The 17,397-nt window shown below is 73.7% G+C and carries 17 protein-coding genes; 12 read left to right on the top strand and 5 right to left on the bottom strand.

Annotated elements, in window-relative coordinates; translation table 11 throughout:
• Window positions 1-20: 20 nt before the first annotated feature.
• On the bottom strand, window positions 21-665 hold the full coding sequence (locus ABIE39_RS18375; protein ID WP_175010090.1) for a hypothetical protein: 645 nt from the start codon (window positions 663-665) through the stop codon (window positions 21-23).
• A gap of 57 nt (window positions 666-722) precedes the next feature.
• Here ABIE39_RS18375 and ABIE39_RS18370 point away from each other — a divergent pair, with 57 nt between their 5' ends.
• From ABIE39_RS18370 to ABIE39_RS18360, 3 genes are all read left to right on the top strand, one after another.
• Complete coding sequence (locus ABIE39_RS18370; RefSeq protein WP_228075234.1) at window positions 723-1,508, top strand: lysophospholipid acyltransferase family protein; 786 nt, start codon at window positions 723-725, stop codon at window positions 1,506-1,508.
• Window positions 1,509-1,615: 107 nt separating this feature from the next.
• A complete protein-coding gene (locus tag ABIE39_RS18365) occupies window positions 1,616-2,842 on the top strand; it encodes a pyrophosphate--fructose-6-phosphate 1-phosphotransferase (protein WP_074807116.1) in 1,227 nt (408 codons plus the stop codon).
• Between the two features lie 40 nt (window positions 2,843-2,882).
• On the top strand, window positions 2,883-4,232 hold the full coding sequence (locus ABIE39_RS18360; protein WP_209829630.1) for a class II 3-deoxy-7-phosphoheptulonate synthase: 1,350 nt from the start codon (window positions 2,883-2,885) through the stop codon (window positions 4,230-4,232).
• Window positions 4,233-4,325: 93 nt separating this feature from the next.
• On the opposite strand, the gene pknB is transcribed toward ABIE39_RS18360, so the two are convergent.
• A complete protein-coding gene (gene pknB, locus ABIE39_RS18355; protein ID WP_354052966.1) occupies window positions 4,326-6,356 on the bottom strand; it encodes a Stk1 family PASTA domain-containing Ser/Thr kinase in 2,031 nt (676 codons plus the stop codon).
• A 91-nt stretch (window positions 6,357-6,447) separates the two neighbouring features.
• Here pknB and ABIE39_RS18350 point away from each other — a divergent pair, with 91 nt between their 5' ends.
• Entirely contained in the window at window positions 6,448-6,873 is a 426-nt protein-coding gene (locus ABIE39_RS18350; protein WP_175010086.1) for an Rv2175c family DNA-binding protein, read from the top strand.
• Window positions 6,874-6,922: 49 nt separating this feature from the next.
• Here the strand turns inward: ABIE39_RS18350 and ABIE39_RS18345 are convergent, their stop codons facing one another.
• The gene (locus ABIE39_RS18345; protein ID WP_255437400.1) at window positions 6,923-8,092 is read right to left on the bottom strand and encodes a polyprenyl synthetase family protein; all 1,170 of its coding nucleotides are present in this window, start codon (window positions 8,090-8,092) and stop codon (window positions 6,923-6,925) included.
• A gap of 70 nt (window positions 8,093-8,162) precedes the next feature.
• On the bottom strand, window positions 8,163-8,732 hold the full coding sequence (locus ABIE39_RS18340) for a hypothetical protein (protein WP_175010085.1): 570 nt from the start codon (window positions 8,730-8,732) through the stop codon (window positions 8,163-8,165).
• Between the two features lie 140 nt (window positions 8,733-8,872).
• On the opposite strand from ABIE39_RS18340, the gene ABIE39_RS18335 reads away from it, so the two are divergent.
• The 3 genes from ABIE39_RS18335 (at window position 8,873) to ABIE39_RS18325 (ending at window position 12,381) form a co-directional block, all read left to right on the top strand.
• The gene (locus ABIE39_RS18335; protein ID WP_175010084.1) at window positions 8,873-10,069 is read left to right on the top strand and encodes a DUF4192 family protein; all 1,197 of its coding nucleotides are present in this window, start codon (window positions 8,873-8,875) and stop codon (window positions 10,067-10,069) included.
• A gap of 69 nt (window positions 10,070-10,138) precedes the next feature.
• The gene (locus tag ABIE39_RS18330) at window positions 10,139-10,540 is read left to right on the top strand and encodes a universal stress protein (protein WP_175010083.1); all 402 of its coding nucleotides are present in this window, start codon (window positions 10,139-10,141) and stop codon (window positions 10,538-10,540) included.
• Between the two features lie 287 nt (window positions 10,541-10,827).
• The gene (locus ABIE39_RS18325) at window positions 10,828-12,381 is read left to right on the top strand and encodes an RNA polymerase sigma factor (protein ID WP_175010082.1); all 1,554 of its coding nucleotides are present in this window, start codon (window positions 10,828-10,830) and stop codon (window positions 12,379-12,381) included.
• A gap of 224 nt (window positions 12,382-12,605) precedes the next feature.
• Here ABIE39_RS18325 and ABIE39_RS18320 read toward each other — a convergent pair whose 3' ends face one another.
• Window positions 12,606-12,818 carry a DUF7455 domain-containing protein gene (locus ABIE39_RS18320; protein ID WP_021479923.1) on the bottom strand — a complete coding sequence of 71 codons (213 nt, stop codon included), beginning with the start codon at window positions 12,816-12,818 and terminating at the stop codon, window positions 12,606-12,608.
• 150 nt (window positions 12,819-12,968) lie between these two features.
• On the opposite strand from ABIE39_RS18320, the gene ABIE39_RS18315 reads away from it, so the two are divergent.
• From ABIE39_RS18315 to ABIE39_RS18295, 5 genes are all read left to right on the top strand, one after another.
• Window positions 12,969-15,098, top strand: a complete 2,130-nt coding sequence (locus tag ABIE39_RS18315; protein ID WP_031315183.1) for a DNA gyrase/topoisomerase IV subunit B — start codon at window positions 12,969-12,971, stop codon at window positions 15,096-15,098.
• Between the two features lie 2 nt (window positions 15,099-15,100).
• Complete coding sequence (locus ABIE39_RS18310; protein ID WP_209829628.1) at window positions 15,101-15,745, top strand: cation efflux transmembrane domain-containing protein; 645 nt, start codon at window positions 15,101-15,103, stop codon at window positions 15,743-15,745.
• 64 nt (window positions 15,746-15,809) lie between these two features.
• On the top strand, window positions 15,810-16,283 hold the full coding sequence (locus tag ABIE39_RS18305; RefSeq protein ID WP_175010081.1) for a DUF4430 domain-containing protein: 474 nt from the start codon (window positions 15,810-15,812) through the stop codon (window positions 16,281-16,283).
• Window positions 16,280-16,867, top strand: coding sequence for a DUF6580 family putative transport protein (locus ABIE39_RS18300; protein ID WP_354052963.1), 588 nt, complete (start codon window positions 16,280-16,282; stop codon window positions 16,865-16,867). The genes ABIE39_RS18305 and ABIE39_RS18300 overlap by 4 nt, the downstream gene beginning before the upstream one ends.
• Before the next feature lie 70 nt (window positions 16,868-16,937).
• Window positions 16,938-17,306: a DUF2200 family protein gene (locus ABIE39_RS18295; protein WP_175010079.1), complete on the top strand. Its 369-nt coding sequence runs from the start codon at window positions 16,938-16,940 to the stop codon at window positions 17,304-17,306.
• Window positions 17,307-17,397 lie beyond the last annotated feature (91 nt).

Below are 17,397 nucleotides of genomic sequence, written 5' to 3'. Positions count from 1 at the left end.
GTGCGGGGGAGGCGCAGGCGTCAGACGACGGCGCCCGGGCCCCGGTCGTCGTCGTCCCGCCGGTGCGGCATGCGCCAGAGCAGGATCGCCAGCCCCACGAGGAAGGCGCCGCCGCCCACCTGCGCGACGATCACGGGGTACGGGCGCGCCACGACGAGCACGACGAGCAGCAGGATCGGCACGCCGACGACGAGCGCCCACGCCATCGTCAGGAGCGGGTCGCGCCCGAGGACGAGCGGCGGGTCCGGGGGCACGAAGTGGCTCTCGGCCTCCTCGAGGTCCTCGACCTCGGGCGTCGTGGGCCAGTCCCGCGGGCCGGTCGGGCGCACCCAGGGCGCCACGGGCACGGACCCGAGCACGTCGCGGCCGCTGCGCGGGGAGCCCTCGGTCGTCCCGGCCGCCGGGTCCTCCGGGGCCCCAGGATCGTCGCCCGGCCGGGCGCCCGGGTCGGAGCGGTCGAGATCGGAGAGCTCGGAGAGCTCGGCCACGATGCCGGCCCACCGGGCGTCGACGTCGAGCGCGGGCTCGGGCACCTCGTCGTGCGGCGCCGTCGCCTCCCCGTCGGCGGCGACAGGGTGGTCCGCACCCGGCGCCGCGTCGTCGGGCGTGGGGTCGGGGACGTCGTCGGGCTGCGGGGAGTCCGGCTGGGCGTTCGGTGCGGCCATGGGAATCACTCTAGAGTCGGATGCACGTCCCGCGCCGGGACCCCGCGAGGAGGAACGTTGTTCTACTGGTTCATGAAGCAGGTGATGGTCGGCCCGATCCTGCGGCTCCTGTACCGTCCCTGGACGCGGGGCGTCGAGCACGTGCCGGACGAGGGCGGTGCCATCCTCGCGAGCAACCACCTCGCGGTGATCGACTCGTTCATCCTGCCGCTCGTCCTCGACCGCAAGGTCCAGTTCCTCGGCAAGTCCGACTACTTCACGGGCACGGGCGTCAAAGGGCGTCTGACCGCCGGCTTCATGCGCGGCGTGGGCACGATCCCCGTGGACCGGGCCGGTGGCAAGGCGAGCGAGGCCGCGCTCGAGACGGGCCTGCGCGTCCTGCGCGAGGGCGACCTGTTCGGCATCTACCCGGAGGGCACGCGCAGCCCGGACGGACGGCTGTACCGCGGCAAGACGGGCGTCGCGCGCCTCGCGCTGGAGTCGGGCGCCCCGGTGGTCCCGGTCGCGATGGTCGGGACGAACATCGCGCAGCCGATCGGCAAGGTCATCCCCACGCCCATGCGCATCGGGGTCGTCATCGGCGAGCCGCTCGACTTCTCGCGCTACCGCGGCATGGAGAACGACCGCTTCATCCTGCGCGCCGTCGCCGACGAGATCCAGTACGCCATCATGCGGCTGTCCGGGCAGGAGTACGTCGACATCTACGCGGCCACGGCCAAGGCGCGCCTCGCGGCGGGCCACACCGAGTCCGAGGTGGCGGGCGGTGCGCCCGGTGGGCGTCCCGCTCCCGACGTCCAGGTCCCGGAACCGCCGCCGGAGCCCGGCGCGGCGTCAGTAGACTGAGCGACGGCCGGTCGTGCCGGGCCCGCAGGCCCGAGCCCCGTCGCCGCCACCCCGCCGGACCGCGTCCGTCCGGCCAGGATCCGTCCTACGAGAGGTTCTGAGTTCACATGTCGGTTCGTCGCGTCGCCCTCCTCACCGCGGGCGGTTTCGCCCCGTGCCTGTCCTCCGCGGTCGGGGGTCTCATCGAGCGGTACACGGAGCTCGACCCGGAGATCGAGATCATCGCCTACCAGTACGGCTACCACGGCCTGCTGACCGGCACGAAGATCGTCGTGGACTCCGAGGGGCGCAAGCAGGCCGGGATCCTGCACCGCTTCGGCGGCTCGCCGATCGGCAACTCGCGCGTCAAGCTCACCAACGCGGCCGACTGCGTCAAGCGCGGCCTCGTCCAGGAGGGCCAGGACCCGCTGCAGGTCGCCGCGGAGCAGCTCAAGGCGGACGGCGTCGACGTGCTGCACACGATCGGCGGCGACGACACGAACACGACCGCGGCCGACCTCGCCGCGTACCTCCACGAGAACGGCTACGAGCTCACGGTCGTGGGCCTGCCGAAGACGATCGACAACGACGTTATCCCGATCCGCCAGTCGCTCGGCGCGTGGACCGCCGCCGAGGAGGCGGCGGGCTTCGCGGCCAACGTCATCGGCGAGCACCGCTCGGGCCCGCGCATGCTCATCGTGCACGAGGTCATGGGGCGCCACTGCGGGTGGCTCACCGCGGCGTCCGCCGCCGAGTACCGCAAGTGGCTCGACGCCCAGGAGTGGGCCCCGGCCCTCGGTCTGACGCGCGAGCGCTGGGACGTCCACGCGGTCTTCCTGCCGGAGCTCGCGCTCGACATCGACGCCGAGGCCGAGCGCCTCAAGGCGATCATGGACGAGCAGGGCAACGTCAACATCTTCCTGTCCGAGGGCGCCGGCATGCACGAGATCGTGGCGCAGCTCGAGGCGGCGGGCGAGGAGGTCCAGCGCGACCCGTTCGGCCACGTCAAGCTCGACACGGTCAACCCGGGCCAGTGGTTCGCCAAGCAGTTCGCCGAGAAGCTGGGCGCCGAGAAGGTCATGGTCCAGAAGTCCGGCTACTTCTCGCGCGCGGCCGCCGCGAACGCCGAGGACCTGCGCCTCATCAAGTCGATGACGGACCTCGCGGTCGAGTGCGCGCTGCGCGGCGAGTCGGGCGTCATCGGCCACGACGAGGAGAACGGCGACCGCCTGCGCGCGATCGAGTTCCCGCGGATCGCCGGCGGCAAGGCGTTCGACGTGTCGCAGCAGTGGTTCGGCGAGCTCCTCGAGGGCATCGGCCAGCCGCTCGTGCCCGCGGCGCCCGCGGCCCACTGACCGGCACGACCGCACCAGGAACCTCGTCAGGGGACGCCGTATGACCACCACGAGCGAGCCGGGGACCGACTCCGGGCTCGACCACTTCCGCACGCTCGTCGCGCTCCAGCAGCCGACGTGGCCGGACGAGGCGGCGCTCGACGCCGTCCGTGACCGGCTGGCGGCCTCCGCGCCGCTCGTGGTGCCGGCGGCGGCCGACACACTGCGCTCCCGCCTGGCCGCGGCCGGGCGGGGCGAGGCGTTCCTCCTGCAGGGGGGCGACTGCGCCGAGACGTTCGCCGAGGCGAACGCCGACCGGATCCGCAACAAGATCCGCACCATCCTCCAGATGGCGGTCATCCTCACGCACGGCGCGAGCATGCCCGTCGTGAAGATGGGCCGCATGGCCGGGCAGTACGCGAAGCCGCGCAGCTCCGACTCGGAGACGCGCGACGGCGTGACCCTGCCCGCCTACCGGGGCGACATGATCAACGGGCACGCGTTCACGCCCGAGGCGCGCATCCCGGACCCCGAGCGCCTCGTGCAGGCGTACCAGATCTCGGCGGCGACGTGGAACGTCGTGCGCGCGTTCACGACGGGCGGCTTCGCCGACCTGCGCCAGGTCCACGAGTGGAACCGCGGCTTCATGCGCAACCCCGCCTACGCGCGCTACGAGCGGACGGCGTCCGAGATCGACCGCGCGATCCGCTTCATGGACGCGTGCGGCGCCGACTTCGACGCGCTGCGCACGGTCGAGTTCTTCGTCAGCCACGAGGCGCTCGTGCTGGACTACGAGCGCGCCCTCACGCGCCGGGACGCGCGCACGGGGGACGCGTACGACACGTCCGCCCACTTCCTGTGGATCGGGGAGCGCACGCGCCAGCTCGACGGCGCGCACGTCGACTTCCTCTCGCGCGTCGCGAACCCCGTCGGGGTCAAGCTCGGCCCGACGACGACGCCCGACGTCGCGCTCGAGCTCGCCCGCCGTCTGAACCCCGACGACGTCGAGGGCCGCCTGACCTTCGTCACGCGCATGGGCGCCGGCAACGTGCGGGACGCGCTCCCGCCGCTCGTCGAGGCCGTCGCGCGCGCGGGCGTGCCCGTCACGTGGGTCACGGACCCCATGCACGGGAACACCATCACGTCGGCGAGCGGCTACAAGACGCGCCGGTTCGACGACGTGCTCGACGAGGTGCGCGGCTTCTTCGAGGTGCACCGCGCCGCGGGGACCGTGCCGGGCGGGCTGCACGTCGAGCTCACGGGCGACGACGTCACCGAGGTGCTGGGCGGGAGCGAGGAGATCGACGACGCGGGGCTCGCCCTGCGCTACGAGACCCTCGTCGACCCGCGCCTCAACCACCAGCAGTCGCTGGAGATGGCCTTCCAGGTCGCGGAGATGCTGCGCGGCTGAGACCGCGGGGAGCCGGTCGTTTCCCGTCGAGCGCAGGGCCGTGGCCCGTCCCGTGGTCGGGGCGGGCCACGGTCGTCCGCGCGGGACGCGAGGTCAGAAGACGTTGAGGACGATCGTCGAACCCTTGGGCGCGGTGCGCCCGTCCCCGCCCGGCGGGTCCTGGGCGTAGACGATATTGAGCGGGTGGATGCCCTGCGGGTAGCGGATCTCCACCTGGAAGCCCGCGTCCTTCAGGGCCTTCTCGGCGTCCGCGACGTTGCGCGTGCTGACGTTCGGGACCTCGACGAGCGGGGGTCCGAGCGACACCACGACGTTCACGGTGTCCTTCCGGTGGGCGTCGGAGCCTTGCTCGGGGTCCTGGCGGATCACGAGCCCCGCGCCGACGGTCTCGGAGTACTCCTCGGTGACCGCGGGGACGAGGCCCTGCTCCTCGAGGGCGGCGACGGCGGCGTCCTTCGCGGAGCCCGTGACCTGCGGCACGACGACGGGTGCAGGCCCGGACGAGACGGTGAGCACGACCGGCACGTCGTGCCGGATCGTGGCGCCCTCCTCGATGGCGTTGCCGTCGGGGTCCTTCACGGCCATGACCTGGCCCGACGGCACCTCGTCGTGCGGCTCGGCGACGGGGTCGCCGAGCGTGAGGTCGGCGCCCTCGATCGCGGCGGTCGCCTCCTCCTGCGTCGCGCCCACGAGGCCCGTCGGCACCGTGAGCATCCGCACGCCCTTCGACACGACGAGCTGCACGCTGCCGTCCTTGCGCACGTCCTCACCGGACGCCGGGTCGGTCGCCACGATGGCGCCCTCGGGCACGGCGTCGTCGTAGCGCTCCTCGACCGTGTGGGACAGGCCCGCGTCGTCGAGGATCGCGACGGCCTCGGGACGCGGCGCCTCGACGAGGCCGTCCGGGACCTGGGTGTAGGCGCCCGGCCCGGACGAGAACCACCACGCGGCACCGCCGCCGACGCCCGCGAGGACGAGGAGGACGACGAGCGACCAGACGACCACGCGGCCGTGGCCACGTCGCCGCGCCAGGGCCGGGGGAGCAGGGGGCGGCGGGCCGGGCCGCGTCGTCGGCGCGACGACGTGCCCGACCGCGAGCGGCTCCGTGAGGCCCGCGGCCTCGCGGTCGCGCAGGCTGAGCGCGGCGAGGGACGCGGTCGCGGCGGCGGACGGGTCGTCGCGCTCCGTCCGCGGGCCCGGACCCGGCGGGGGCGGCACGACGGCGGCCCCACCGGCGGGCGGGTCGACGCGGCGCTCGAGGTCGGCGGGGTCGAGCGCCGCCCGGGTCGAGCGCACGAGCGCGAGCGCGGCGCCCGCGTCGGCCGGGCGGTCGGCGGGGTCGCGCGCGGCGAGCGCGCAGAGCAGGTCGTCGACCTCGGGCGGGATCCACGGGGCGACGTCCGACGGCGGCGGCACGTCGTTGTTCACGTGCTGGAACGCGACCTGGATCGGCGTCGTCCCGGTGTGCGGGACGGTGCCGAGCAGCATCTCGTACGCGAGGATGCCCGCGGCGTAGACGTCGGTGCGGGCGTCGCACGTGCCGGTCGCGATGAGCTCGGGGGAGAGGTAGGCGACGGTCCCGAGGATCGTGCCCGTCGTCGTCGCGGTCACCTCGTTCACGGCGCGCGCGAGACCGAAGTCGGTGACCTTGAGCCGACCCTCGGTGTCGAGCAGGACGTTCTCGGGCTTGATGTCGCGGTGCACGAGCCCCGCGCGGTGTGCCGCGGCGAGCGCGTCGAGCACGTGCTCCAGCACGTCGAGCGTGCGACCCAGCGTCAGGGTGCGCTCGGTGAGCATGGTGCGGCGCAGGTTCGACCCCGCCACGTACTCCATGGTCAGGTAGCTCGTGTCGCCGTCGAGGCCCTGGTCGTACACGGCGACGAGGCCCGGGTGGGTGAGCCGGGCGGCGGCGCGCGCCTCACGGCGGAAGCGGGAGACGAAGTCGGCGCCGGACGCGCCCTCGGCGAGGTGGGCGTGCATGACCTTGAGCGCGACCTCGCGCTCGAGCCGGCGGTCGATCGCCAGGTACACCGTCGCCATGCCGCCTCGCGCGATGCGCGAGACGACCTCGTACCGCCCGTCGACCAGGCGGCCGACGAGGGGATCGGTCGTCACGGTGGCCACGGGGAGAGTCTAGGTGGCCGGGTGTCACGATCCGGTGAGCGCGGCGCGCACGGCGTGGGTGTCGTGTGGAGGCACGCCGTAGGCTTGCCCGGTGACCGATCGCGACACCAGCCCCCGCCCCACGCTCGACGACCTCGTCGGCGAGTGGCTGACCCTCCCCGACGTCGCCGAGGCGCTCGGCACCGACGTCGGCAAGGTACGCCGCCTCGTGCAGGAGCGGCGCGTCGTCGGCGTGAAGCGTGGCGAGCGCACGACGTTCCAGGTCCCGGCGCGCTTCCTCGTGCCGCTGCACCTGGTGGACCCCGCGAACGTCGGCCGTCCGGACGAGAGCGGCCGCGTGGGCGTCCTGTCGAGCCTGCAGGGCACGATCGTGGTGCTCACCGACGCCGGGTTCGACGACGCCGAGATCCTCGAGTGGCTCTTCACCCCGCACGACGAGCTCGGCGAGGCCCCGTTCGACACGCTCCTCAGCGGGCACAAGGCGCGCGTGCGCCGCGTGGCGCAGTCCGAGCTCTGACGCGTTCCGCCGCCGACCCGGGAGCCCGGGCCGACGGGCGGCAGCGCGGTCAGGCCGTGCGCTCGACGGCGGCGCGCGCGAGCAGCGCGAGCATCGTCGCGCCCGGCTCCGCGAGCCCGGCCCCGTCGAGGGCGGTCGCTGCGCGCTCGGTGAGCTCGGCGATGAGGGACTCGACGGCGTCGCGAGCGCCCGTCTCGACGAGGACGGCGCGCAGGTCCTCCACCGTCGCCGGGTCGAGGTCCGGGTCGCCCAGGTGGGTGAGCAGGAGCTCGCGCTGCGCGGGCGTCGCCGCGGCCAGCGCGCGCACGACGAGCACCGTCCGCTTGCCCTCGCGCAGGTCGTCGCCCGCAGGCTTGCCGGTGACCTGCGCGTCGCCGAAGACGCCGAGCACGTCGTCGCGGAGCTGGAACGCCTCGCCCACGGGCAGGCCGAACGCGCTCGTCGCGGCGACCGCGTCGTCGTCGGCGCCGGCGAGCGCGGCGCCGAGCGCGATGGGGTGCTCGACGCTGTAGCGCGCGGACTTCGAACGGATGACGGCCCGGGCGCGCTCCTCGTCGGCCGCCGGGTCCTCGCCCCACGGCAGGACCTGTGCGTGCACGTCGAGGTACTGGCCGGCCGTGACCTCCGTCTGCATGCGGCCGAACACGCGTCGCGACCGCGTGGCGACCGCGGTCTCGAGGTCGTCGAGCGCGTCGCCGAGCTCCCGGTGGCTCGCGATGAGCGCGAGGTCGCCGAGCAGGATCGCGGCGTTCTCGCCGTACCGCGCGCCGTCGCCGGACCAGCCGAGGTCGCGGTGGCGCGCCGCGAAGGCGCGGTGCGCCGTCGGGCGGCCGCGCCGGGTGTCCGAGGAGTCCATGACGTCGTCGTGGAAGAGCGCCGCCGCCTGGAACAGCTCGAGCGCCGCGCCGGCGCGCAGCGCCGTGGACCGGTGCGGGCCTGCGGCGTCACCGCCGTGCGCGCGCCACGACCAGTAGCAGAACGCGGCGCGCAGGCGCTTGCCGCCCGCGAGCAGCTCCTGCGTCGCGTCGGCGAGCACGTCCGTGTCCGGGTGGGTCCCGGCGAGCTCGGCGCGCAGCGCCGCGGTCGAGGCGTGCAGCGCGTCGTCGACGCCGGCGCGCACCCCTTCGCGGTCGACGAGCGCGGCGGGGCTCGGGTCGGTGAGGTCCTCGGACGCCTGGGGAGGGACGGAGGGCGAGGTCGGCAGCGACGGGTTCGGCACGGGGGCAGCCTATGCGGAGCGAGGCCCACCCTGCCCGTCCGCCCTCGCGGCGGCCGTGCGGCGCGGCGCGTCAGGCAGGGGCCACCTGGCCGCTGATCGTCACGAGGCGTTCCGTCTCGTCGTCGAAGACGCCGACGGCGACCGACTCGGTGGGGGCCTCTGGCGCCGTCGTGCGGACGAACGTGGAGAGCGACGTGAGCGCGCTCGGCACGGTCGACGGGGAGACCACGAACCCGGCCGCGCCCAGCGCCTCGGTGTAGTAGGCGGTGAGCGCCTCGACCGTCTCGGTCGAGCGCAGGTTCAGCGTGAGGTCCACGAGCGTGCCGTCCTGCGACGGCCGCGCCGAGCTCGCGAGCACCTCGGCCCCCGGCGCCACCGGGACGAGCGTGGTAGGGAACCCCTCGACGAGGTCCCCGACCGCCGACGCGGCGTCGTAGTCGGGCAGCGGGGTCCCCGGCGTGCCGGCGTCGGCATCCGGTGCCGGCTGCTCCTCGCGGGGTGCCGCGGCGCCCTGCACGTCGGCCAGGTCCGCCTGGCACCCCGCGAGCGCCGCGCTCAGCACGGCCGCGACGAGGACGACGGCGGCCCGGCCGACGGGGGAGGGCGCCGGGTGCGCGGCGGCGCGGGTTCGTGGTGGCACGCGCACACCGTAGTCACCCGCGCGTGCGCGAGCCACCACCAGGGTCAAGGGCCGACCACAGCGACCGGCGCGCGCTTCGCCTCGTCCACAGCCGGGCGGCGGGCGCCCCGCACGCCGCGCGCACCGGCTGTGATGGGCGCATGACGACCCTCATCCGGGCCCAGGGCCCGCGCGAGCTCCTCGCCTACGTCCCCTTCCGGCTCGGCTACCGACCGCAGGACAGCGTCGTCCTCGTGGGGCTGCGGCCACCGCGCGGCCGCATCGGTCTCGTCGTGCGCGTCGATGTCGCCGACGCGGCGGACGTCGAGCACGGCCCGCAGCTCGCCCGGTCCGTCGTCGGGCACCTCGCGGCCGACGGCGCGCGGCGCGTCGTGCTCGTCGTCTACTCCGACGCGCCGCTGCGCGTGGCAGGGGTCGCCGCGGCCCGGGCGCGGGCCGCCGTCGAGCACTGCCGCGAGGCCGCCGAGCCGCACCACGGGCCCGTCGAGGCGTGGGTCGTGTCGTCGACGGGCTGGTACGCGCTCGACTGCGACGAGGACGACTGCTGCCCGCCCGAGGGGCGGTCGCTGCGCGAGCTCGAGTCGAGCGAGGTCGGCGCGCACATGGTGCTGTCCGGTGCGGCGCTCGCGGACTCGCGCGAGGAAGCCCTGCGCATCCCGCGCGCGGGCGCCGACGCACGGCGCCGTGCCGCACGCGCCGCGCGACGGGTGCACGACCGCGCCCGGGCGGAGGGGTCCGGCGCCGGCCGCGACGCCGGGACCGCGGCCCGGTCGGCCGCCCTCGCGCTGTGGCGCGCGGCGGTCGCGCAGGCCGCCGTGCACGAGGCGTCGCGGGCCGACAGACCCACGCCGCACGAGGGAGGGGGTGGTGCTGCGGCTCCCGCCGCGACGGTGCTCGGGCGCCTGGCCGCCGGGCTCGAGTCGGTCCCCGTGCGCGACGCCGTGCTCCTGTCCCTCGTGCCCGGGACGGGCGACCTGCCGGACCGGACCGTGCGCGGTGGGGACGTGGACGCCGGGACGGGCCGCGCCATCGCCGCGGTGGTGGACCCGGGTGCGGGGCTCGCGCCCGACCCGGCGGTCACCGGCCCGGCCCGGACCGTGCTCGAGGCCGTCGTGGCGCACGCCCCGCGCGGGAGCACCGCGCCCGCCCTGACGCTCCTCGCGCTCGTGGCGTGGTGGCACGGCGACGGCGGCCGAGCGCGGCGCCGGCTCGACGAGGCGCTCGCCGAGGACCCGGCGTACCGCCTCGCGCTGCTGCTCGCGAGCGCGCTCGACGCGGGGGTCCCTCCGGGCTGGATCCGCGCCGACGCGTGCGCCGACACGCACGAGGTCGGGTAGGTTCGACGCAACACGACCTGCGGTCGCCCCCGCGGCCGGCCGCACCCACGAGCCGTCTCCGGAGGACACATGAGCGTCGTCGTCGCGCACCTGAGCACGCCCGAGGGCCGCGAGGCTCTCGACAGCGCGGCCACCGAGGCCGTCCGGCGCGGCACCGAGCTCGTCGTCGTCGTGACCGAGGCCTCCACGTCGACCCCCGAGCTCGTCGCCGCGCACGAGGACGACCTGCGACGCGTGGAGGCCCGACTCGAGGGGACGGGCACGACGCTGCGTCGTGAGCAGGGCTCGTCGGACCTCGCGGACGACCTCGTGAGCGCCGCGGAGCGGTCGTCGGCGGACCTCATCGTCATCGGGCTGCGTCGGCGCAGCCCCGTGGGCAAGCTCATCCTCGGCTCGAACGCCCAGCGCATCCTGCTCGACGCCCCCTGCCCCGTGCTGGCCGTCAAGCCCGAGCGGCCCGCCGGCGTCTGACCCGGGCGGCGCCGCGAGGGGGAATCTTCCGAGGGCCCGGCCCGTTGTACACGTCACGAACCGGGTGACGAGACGCCGTGCGACGTGGTGCGCCGGGCCGTCGAGAGGCGGTCAGGTCCGACATCACCCCGTGTCGCGGCGTCCGGCGCACGGATCGCCGGTACAATATAGGTAGTCCGCCAGAGCCCGACGACTCGCCGTGAGAGTCCAGAGCAGCCCGCACTTCACGGTTCACGTCCCCGCTCCGGCGGCCCTACCGCCCCCCATGATTGCCGAAAGGTCGGTTTGTGGCGCCCTCAACCCCGATTTCCGCACTCCCGCGAGAGTTCGAGCACCCCGCCCTGCAGGAGCTCCTGCGGCGCGGCAGCGCGAACGGTCGCGTCGACGCCGAGAGCTTCCGCACCGCGTGCGAGCAGGCTGCCGTCAACGACGCCAAGCGGCTGAAGGCGGTCTTCCGCGCGCTCGCGGGCGCCGGCGTCGAGGTCGACATCCCGACCACGACGAAGGTGGCCGCGGCGGCTTCTCCGCGCAGCACGACGACGGCGCGCACCAAGCCCGCCGCGTCGAAGTCCGCGTCGGCCACCAAGCGCACGACCACGACGAAGGCCGCCCCGGCGGCCGACGCCGAGGGTGCGGAGACCCCGTCGACCGGACCCGCGAAGCCTGCCGCGCGCAAGACCGCGGCCAAGGCCCCCGCCAAGTCCAAGGCGACGCCCGCGCGCGCCAAGAAGAAGGACGACGACGAGGACGACGCCGAGGTCGAGATCGAGGACCTCGAGATCGACGTGGCCGAGGACGAGGAGGCCGCGGAGCCGGGCGCCAAGAAGGCTGCCGCCGCTGCTCCGAGCGACGAGCCCGAGGAGACCGGCTTCGTCGTCTCCGACGCGGACGAGGACGATGCCCCGGTCCAGCAGGTCGTGACCGCGGGTGCGACGGCCGACCCGGTCAAGGACTACCTCAAGCAGATCGGCAAGGTCGCGCTGCTGAACGCGGAGCAGGAGGTCGAGCTCGCGAAGCGGATCGAGGCCGGTCTGTTCGCGGAGGAGAAGCTCGCGGCCGAGGGCGACGACCTGGACCGTAAGCTCAAGCGTGAGCTGCAGTGGATCGCGCACGACGGCAAGCGGGCGAAGAACCACCTGCTGGAGGCGAACCTGCGTCTGGTGGTGTCGCTGGCCAAGCGGTACACGGGTCGCGGCATGCTGTTCCTGGACCTGATCCAGGAGGGCAACCTCGGTCTGATCCGTGCGGTCGAGAAGTTCGACTACACCAAGGGCTACAAGTTCTCGACGTACGCGACGTGGTGGATCCGGCAGGCGATCACGCGAGCGATGGCGGACCAGGCGCGCACCATCCGTATCCCGGTGCACATGGTCGAGGTCATCAACAAGCTCGCGCGCGTGCAGCGTCAGATGCTGCAGGACCTGGGCCGTGAGCCCACGCCCGAGGAGCTCGCCAAGGAGCTCGACATGACCCCCGAGAAGGTCGTCGAGGTCCAGAAGTACGGCCGCGAGCCCATCTCGCTGCACACGCCGCTCGGCGAGGACGGCGACTCCGAGTTCGGTGACCTCATCGAGGACTCCGAGGCCATCGTCCCGGCGGACGCGGTGAGCTTCACGCTCCTGCAGGAGCAGCTGCACCAGGTGCTCGACACGCTGAGCGAGCGCGAGGCGGGCGTCGTCTCGATGCGGTTCGGACTCTCGGACGGCCAGCCCAAGACGCTCGACGAGATCGGCAAGGTCTACGGCGTGACGCGCGAGCGCATCCGCCAGATCGAGTCGAAGACCATGTCGAAGCTGCGCCACCCGAGCCGCTCGCAGGTCCTGCGCGACTACCTCGACTGACGCGTCGCGGCGGGGCCGGTGCGCACCACCGGCCGCCCGCCGTCGTCGCACGACGAAGGCCCCGAGGAGATCTCCTCGGGGCCTTCGTCGTGTCTGGGGTCTGTGTCTGGGGTCTGTGTCTGAGGTCTGTCTCTGAGGCGGTCGTCGCGGGGGAACCGGGCGGTGGAGCCGGGCCTCGCGGTCGTGCGCTCCTGGCGCGGGACGGTGCTCGGTGGCTCGGCGCGTCAGCGCGCGCCGTGCTCCGCGAGCAGCTTGTCGGTCTCGTCCTGGATGGACGTCGCGAGGTCGGTGTAGGCATCCGCGTGCGCCCGCGCGTGGTGGCCGCAGAACAGCAGCTCGCCGCTCGGCAGGACCACACGGACGTACGCCTGGGCCCCGCAGCGGTCGCAGCGGTCGGCCGCGGTCAGCGGTTCGGTGGTGGTCGTCGTAGCAGTCACATGAACATCAAACCATCACCTCCTGAGGTTTCGTCCCGGGGGAGCGCCGGGTTCGCTACCCGCGAAGCGAGGTCACCCCGACTCGCGGGGTCCCGCGGCGGGCGGCGGGGCAGCACCACGCTGTGGGCGCCCTCGTCTAGGCTTGCCGCCGTGACGACCACCTCCGCTGAGTCCAGCTACACCGCTCGGCACCTGTCCGTGCTCGAGGGCCTCGAGGCCGTGCGCAAGCGCCCGGGCATGTACATCGGCACGACCGACTCGCGCGGTCTCATGCACTGCCTCTGGGAGATCATCGACAACTCGGTCGACGAGGCGCTCGCGGGCAACTGCTCGAAGATCCGGGTGGTGCTGCACGCCGACACCTCCGTGACGGTCGAGGACGACGGCCGCGGCATCCCCGTGGACATCGAGCCGAAGACGGGCCTGTCCGGCGTCGAGGTCGTCTTCACGAAGCTCCACGCGGGCGGCAAGTTCGGCGGTGGGTCGTACACCGCGTCGGGCGGCCTGCACGGTGTCGGCGCGTCCGTCGTCAACGCGCTGTCCTCGCGCCTCGACGTCGAGGTCGACCGCGGCGGCAAGACGCACCGCATGACCTTCCACCGCGGCGAGCCCGGCGTGTTCAGCGACCCGAAGACGGGCCCGACGCCGGACGCCCCGTTCGAGCCGTTCGTGTCCGGGTCCGAGCTCGCGGTCGTCGGGAAGACGAAGCGCGGCGTCACCGGCACGCGCGTCCGCTACTGGGCGGACCGCCAGATCTTCCTCAAGACGGCCGTCTTCTCCTACGACGAGCTCGTCACGCGCGTGCGCCAGACGACGTTCCTCGTCCCCGGCCTCGAGATCACGGTGCGCGACGAGCGCGGCGTGCCCGGGACTCCGGGGGAGTCCGGGCCGCACGAGGAGACGTTCGTGCACACGGGCGGGTCGGTCGACTTCGTCGACTTCCTCGCGCCGGACACCCCCGTCACCGCGACGTGGCGCCTCACGGGCTCGGGCTCGTTCACGGAGACCGTCCCGGTGCTCGACGACCGCGGACACATGACCCCGCAGGCGGTGCAGCGCGACTGCGAGGTCGACGTCGCGCTGCGCTGGGGCACCGGCTACGAGACCGAGGTCCGCAGCTTCGTCAACATCATCGCCACGCCCAAGGGCGGCTCCCACCTCGGCGGCTTCGAGCAGGGCCTGCTCAAGGTGCTGCGCAAGGCGGTCGAGACGAACGCGCGCCGCCTCAAGGTGTCGACGAAGGACGCGTCCGAGCGCATCGAGAAGGACGACGTGCTCGCCGGTCTGACGGCCGTCGTCACGGTCCGCCTCGCCGAGCCGCAGTTCGAGGGCCAGACGAAGGAGGTGCTCGGCACGGCGCCGGTGCGCGGCATCGTGGCGCGCGTCGTGGAGAAGGAGCTGAACGCGCTCCTCACCTCCACCAAGCGCGACGAGAAGACGCAGGCCGCGCTCCTGCTCGACAAGGTCGTGGCCGAGATGCGCGCGCGCATCACCGCGCGCAAGCAGAAGGAGATCTCGCGGCGCAAGAACGCGCTCGAGACGTCGTCCCTGCCCGCCAAGCTCGTCGACTGCCGCAGCGACGACGTCGAGCGCAGCGAGCTGTTCATCGTCGAGGGCGACAGCGCGCTCGGCACCGCGCGGCTCGCGCGCAGCTCCGACTTCCAGGCGCTCCTGCCCATCCGCGGCAAGATCCTCAACGTGCAGAAGGCGTCCGTGAGCGACATGCTGCGCAACGCCGAGTGCACCGCGATCATCCAGGTGCTCGGCGCCGGGTCCGGTCGCTCGTTCGACCTCGAGGCAGCGCGCTACGGCAAGATCGTGCTCATGACGGACGCCGACGTCGACGGCGCCCACATCCGCACCCTGCTGCTCACCCTCTTCTACCGGTACATGAAGCCGCTCGTCGAGGCGGGGCGCGTGTTCGCGGCCGTGCCGCCGCTGCACCGGATCGAGGTCATCGGCGCCGGACGTCGCAAGAACGAGTACATCTACACGTACTCCGAGGCCGAGCTCGCCGCGACGCTCAAGAAGCTCGACAAGGCCGGCCGCCGCTACAAGGACGACATCCAGCGGTACAAGGGCCTGGGGGAGATGGACGCCGACCAGCTGGCCGAGACGACGATGGACCCGCGTCACCGCACCCTGCGTCGCGTCACGGCCGAGCACGCCGAGGCGGCGGAGCGCGTGTTCGAGCTGCTCATGGGCAGCGACGTCGCGCCGCGCAAGGAATTCATCGTCGCCGGCGCGGCCGAGCTGGACCACGCCCGCATCGACGTCTGACGATGTCCGGCGGGCAGGACGCGCGCCGGGCGGGCGAACCCGACGTGATCCGCCTGCTGCGGCGCACCGTCCTGCTGGTCGCGGGACTCAACCTCGCGTACTTCGTCGTCGAGCTCACCGTCGCGCTCGCCGCGGGTTCGGTGTCCCTGCTCGCCGACAGCGTGGACTTCCTCGAGGACACCGCGATCAACCTGCTCATCGCCGTCGCGCTGGGCTTCCCGCTCGCGCGGCGCGCGCTCCTGGGCAAGGGGCTGGCCCTGCTCATCCTCGTCCCCGCGCTGTTCGCCGCCTGGGAGGTGGTGCGCCGGTTCGGCGACCCGCCCGCACCCGAGGTGCTGCCGATCGTCCTCGCCTCGCTCGGCGCGGTCGCGGTCAACGGGGTGTGCGCGTGGCTCCTCGTCCGCGTCCGCCACCACGGCGGGTCGCTGAGCCGGGCCGCGTTCCTGTCGGCCCGCAACGACGTCCTCGTCAACGTCGCCGTCATCGCGATGGGGCTCGTGACCGCGTGGACCGGGTCCGGCTGGCCGGACCTCGTGCTGGGGTGCGGGATCATCCTCCTCGCGGGCCACTCCGCGTACGAGGTGTGGGAGGTCAGCGAGGAGGAGCGGCTGGCGGCCAAGGCCGTCGCGGGCGAGGAGATCGGGTGAGGGTCCGTCGTCCGACAGGCGGGCGACCCGGCGCGAGCCGGGCGGCGCTCCGTACGCTGGCGACGTGACCCTCCGAACGCTCCGCGCCACGTCCGCGCGCCCGCTCACCGCCCTGACCGCCGTCCTGCTCGCGGCGGGCCTGCTGGCCGGGTGCTCGTCCGCCGACGAGCCCGCCGCCGACACCACGTCGACCTCCACGGCGACCGCGGGCGAGGAGTCGAGCGCCCCGGCCGACGACGCGACGGACGAGGCGTCCGACGACGAGTCCGGCGACGACGAGGACGCGCCCGAGCTCTCCTACGACGGGCGCGAGGGCGCGACGGCCCTCGACCTGCTCCTCGAGGCGGACCCGTCCGCCCAGGTGACCGGCGAGGGCGAGAACGCGTTCGTCACGGCGATCGACGGCGTCGCCGCCGACCCCGACAGCGAGTTCTGGGCCCTGTACGTCAACGACGAGATGGCTACCGTGGGAGCAGGGTCCCTCGAGACGAAGGACGGGGACGAGATCACGTGGAAGCTCGAGACGTTCACCTCGTGACGCGCCCGGAGAGCACGGCGCTGCGCTGGTGGCGCCCGGCGCTCGTCGTCACGCTCGCGGCGCTCGCCGTCGTCTGGCGGCTCGTGCGCGCCGACCTCGGCGCACCCCCGAACCTCGAGCTCGTCACCGCGGCGACGTTCGCGGCGACGATCCTGCTGCGCTCGCGGTGGGCGTTCGTCGTGCCGCTCGCGGTGACGGTCGTGTCCGACGTCGTGCTCGGCAACACGGCGATCGCGCTGTTCACGTGGAGCGCGTGGCTCGTCGTCGGGCTGGGCTCGCTGCTCGCGCGGAACACCACCGGCTGGCGCCGCGTCGGCGCGGGCGCGGCGTTCGGCGTCGCGGGCTCGCTGTGGTTCTTCGCGTGGACGAACTTCGGCGTCTGGCTGCAGGCGTGTGGCGTCTGGTACCCGGCGGGAGCGGACGGGCTCGTCGCGAGCTACGTCGCGGGTCTGCCGTTCCTGCGCACCATGCTGCTCGGCAACCTCGTGCTCCTGCCGCTCGTCGCGGCCGGGACGCTGCTCGTGGACCGGCTCGAGGCGTCGCACGGGATGGTCGGCGCCCGCGCCGTCCCTGCCGCGCGATAGCGTGGCTCGTACCGGACGACGCACGGGCTGAGCCGACGACGGGCGCAGCCGGGGCGGGAGGAGGACAGCCATGGCGGGACACCGGATCTTCGGCATGAGCTTCGCGAGCCTCTACCCGCTCTACGTGACCAAGGTGGAGCGCAAGGGGCGCACGACGGACGAGCTCGACCAGGTCATCGGCTGGCTCACCGGCTACGACGACGCCGGCCTGGCGCAGGCGATCGCCGACGAGATCACGCTCGAGGAGCTCTTCGACCGGGCGCCCGCGTGGAACCCGAACGCCTCGCTCATCACCGGGGTGATCTGCGGCGTCCGCGTCGAGGACATCGAGGACCCGCTGATGCAGAAGGTCCGCTACCTCGACAAGCTCGTCGACGAGGTCGCGCGCGGCAAGAAGATGTCGTCGATCCTGCGCGGCGAGGCGGCTACCGCCTCCTAGCTGTACTGACCGGAGACGTTGGTCGAATGAGTGCGATGCGTTGATCTGATCTGGTAGCGCACGAGGGCCTCCCGCGGTGGAGTGGAACTGC

This window comes from Cellulosimicrobium sp. 4261, from assembly GCF_040546915.1.
Classification (GTDB): domain Bacteria; phylum Actinomycetota; class Actinomycetes; order Actinomycetales; family Cellulomonadaceae; genus Cellulosimicrobium; species Cellulosimicrobium cinnabarinum.
The sequence above is the reverse complement of the archived record's forward strand: the minus strand, read 5'-3'. Positions and strand labels throughout refer to the sequence as shown.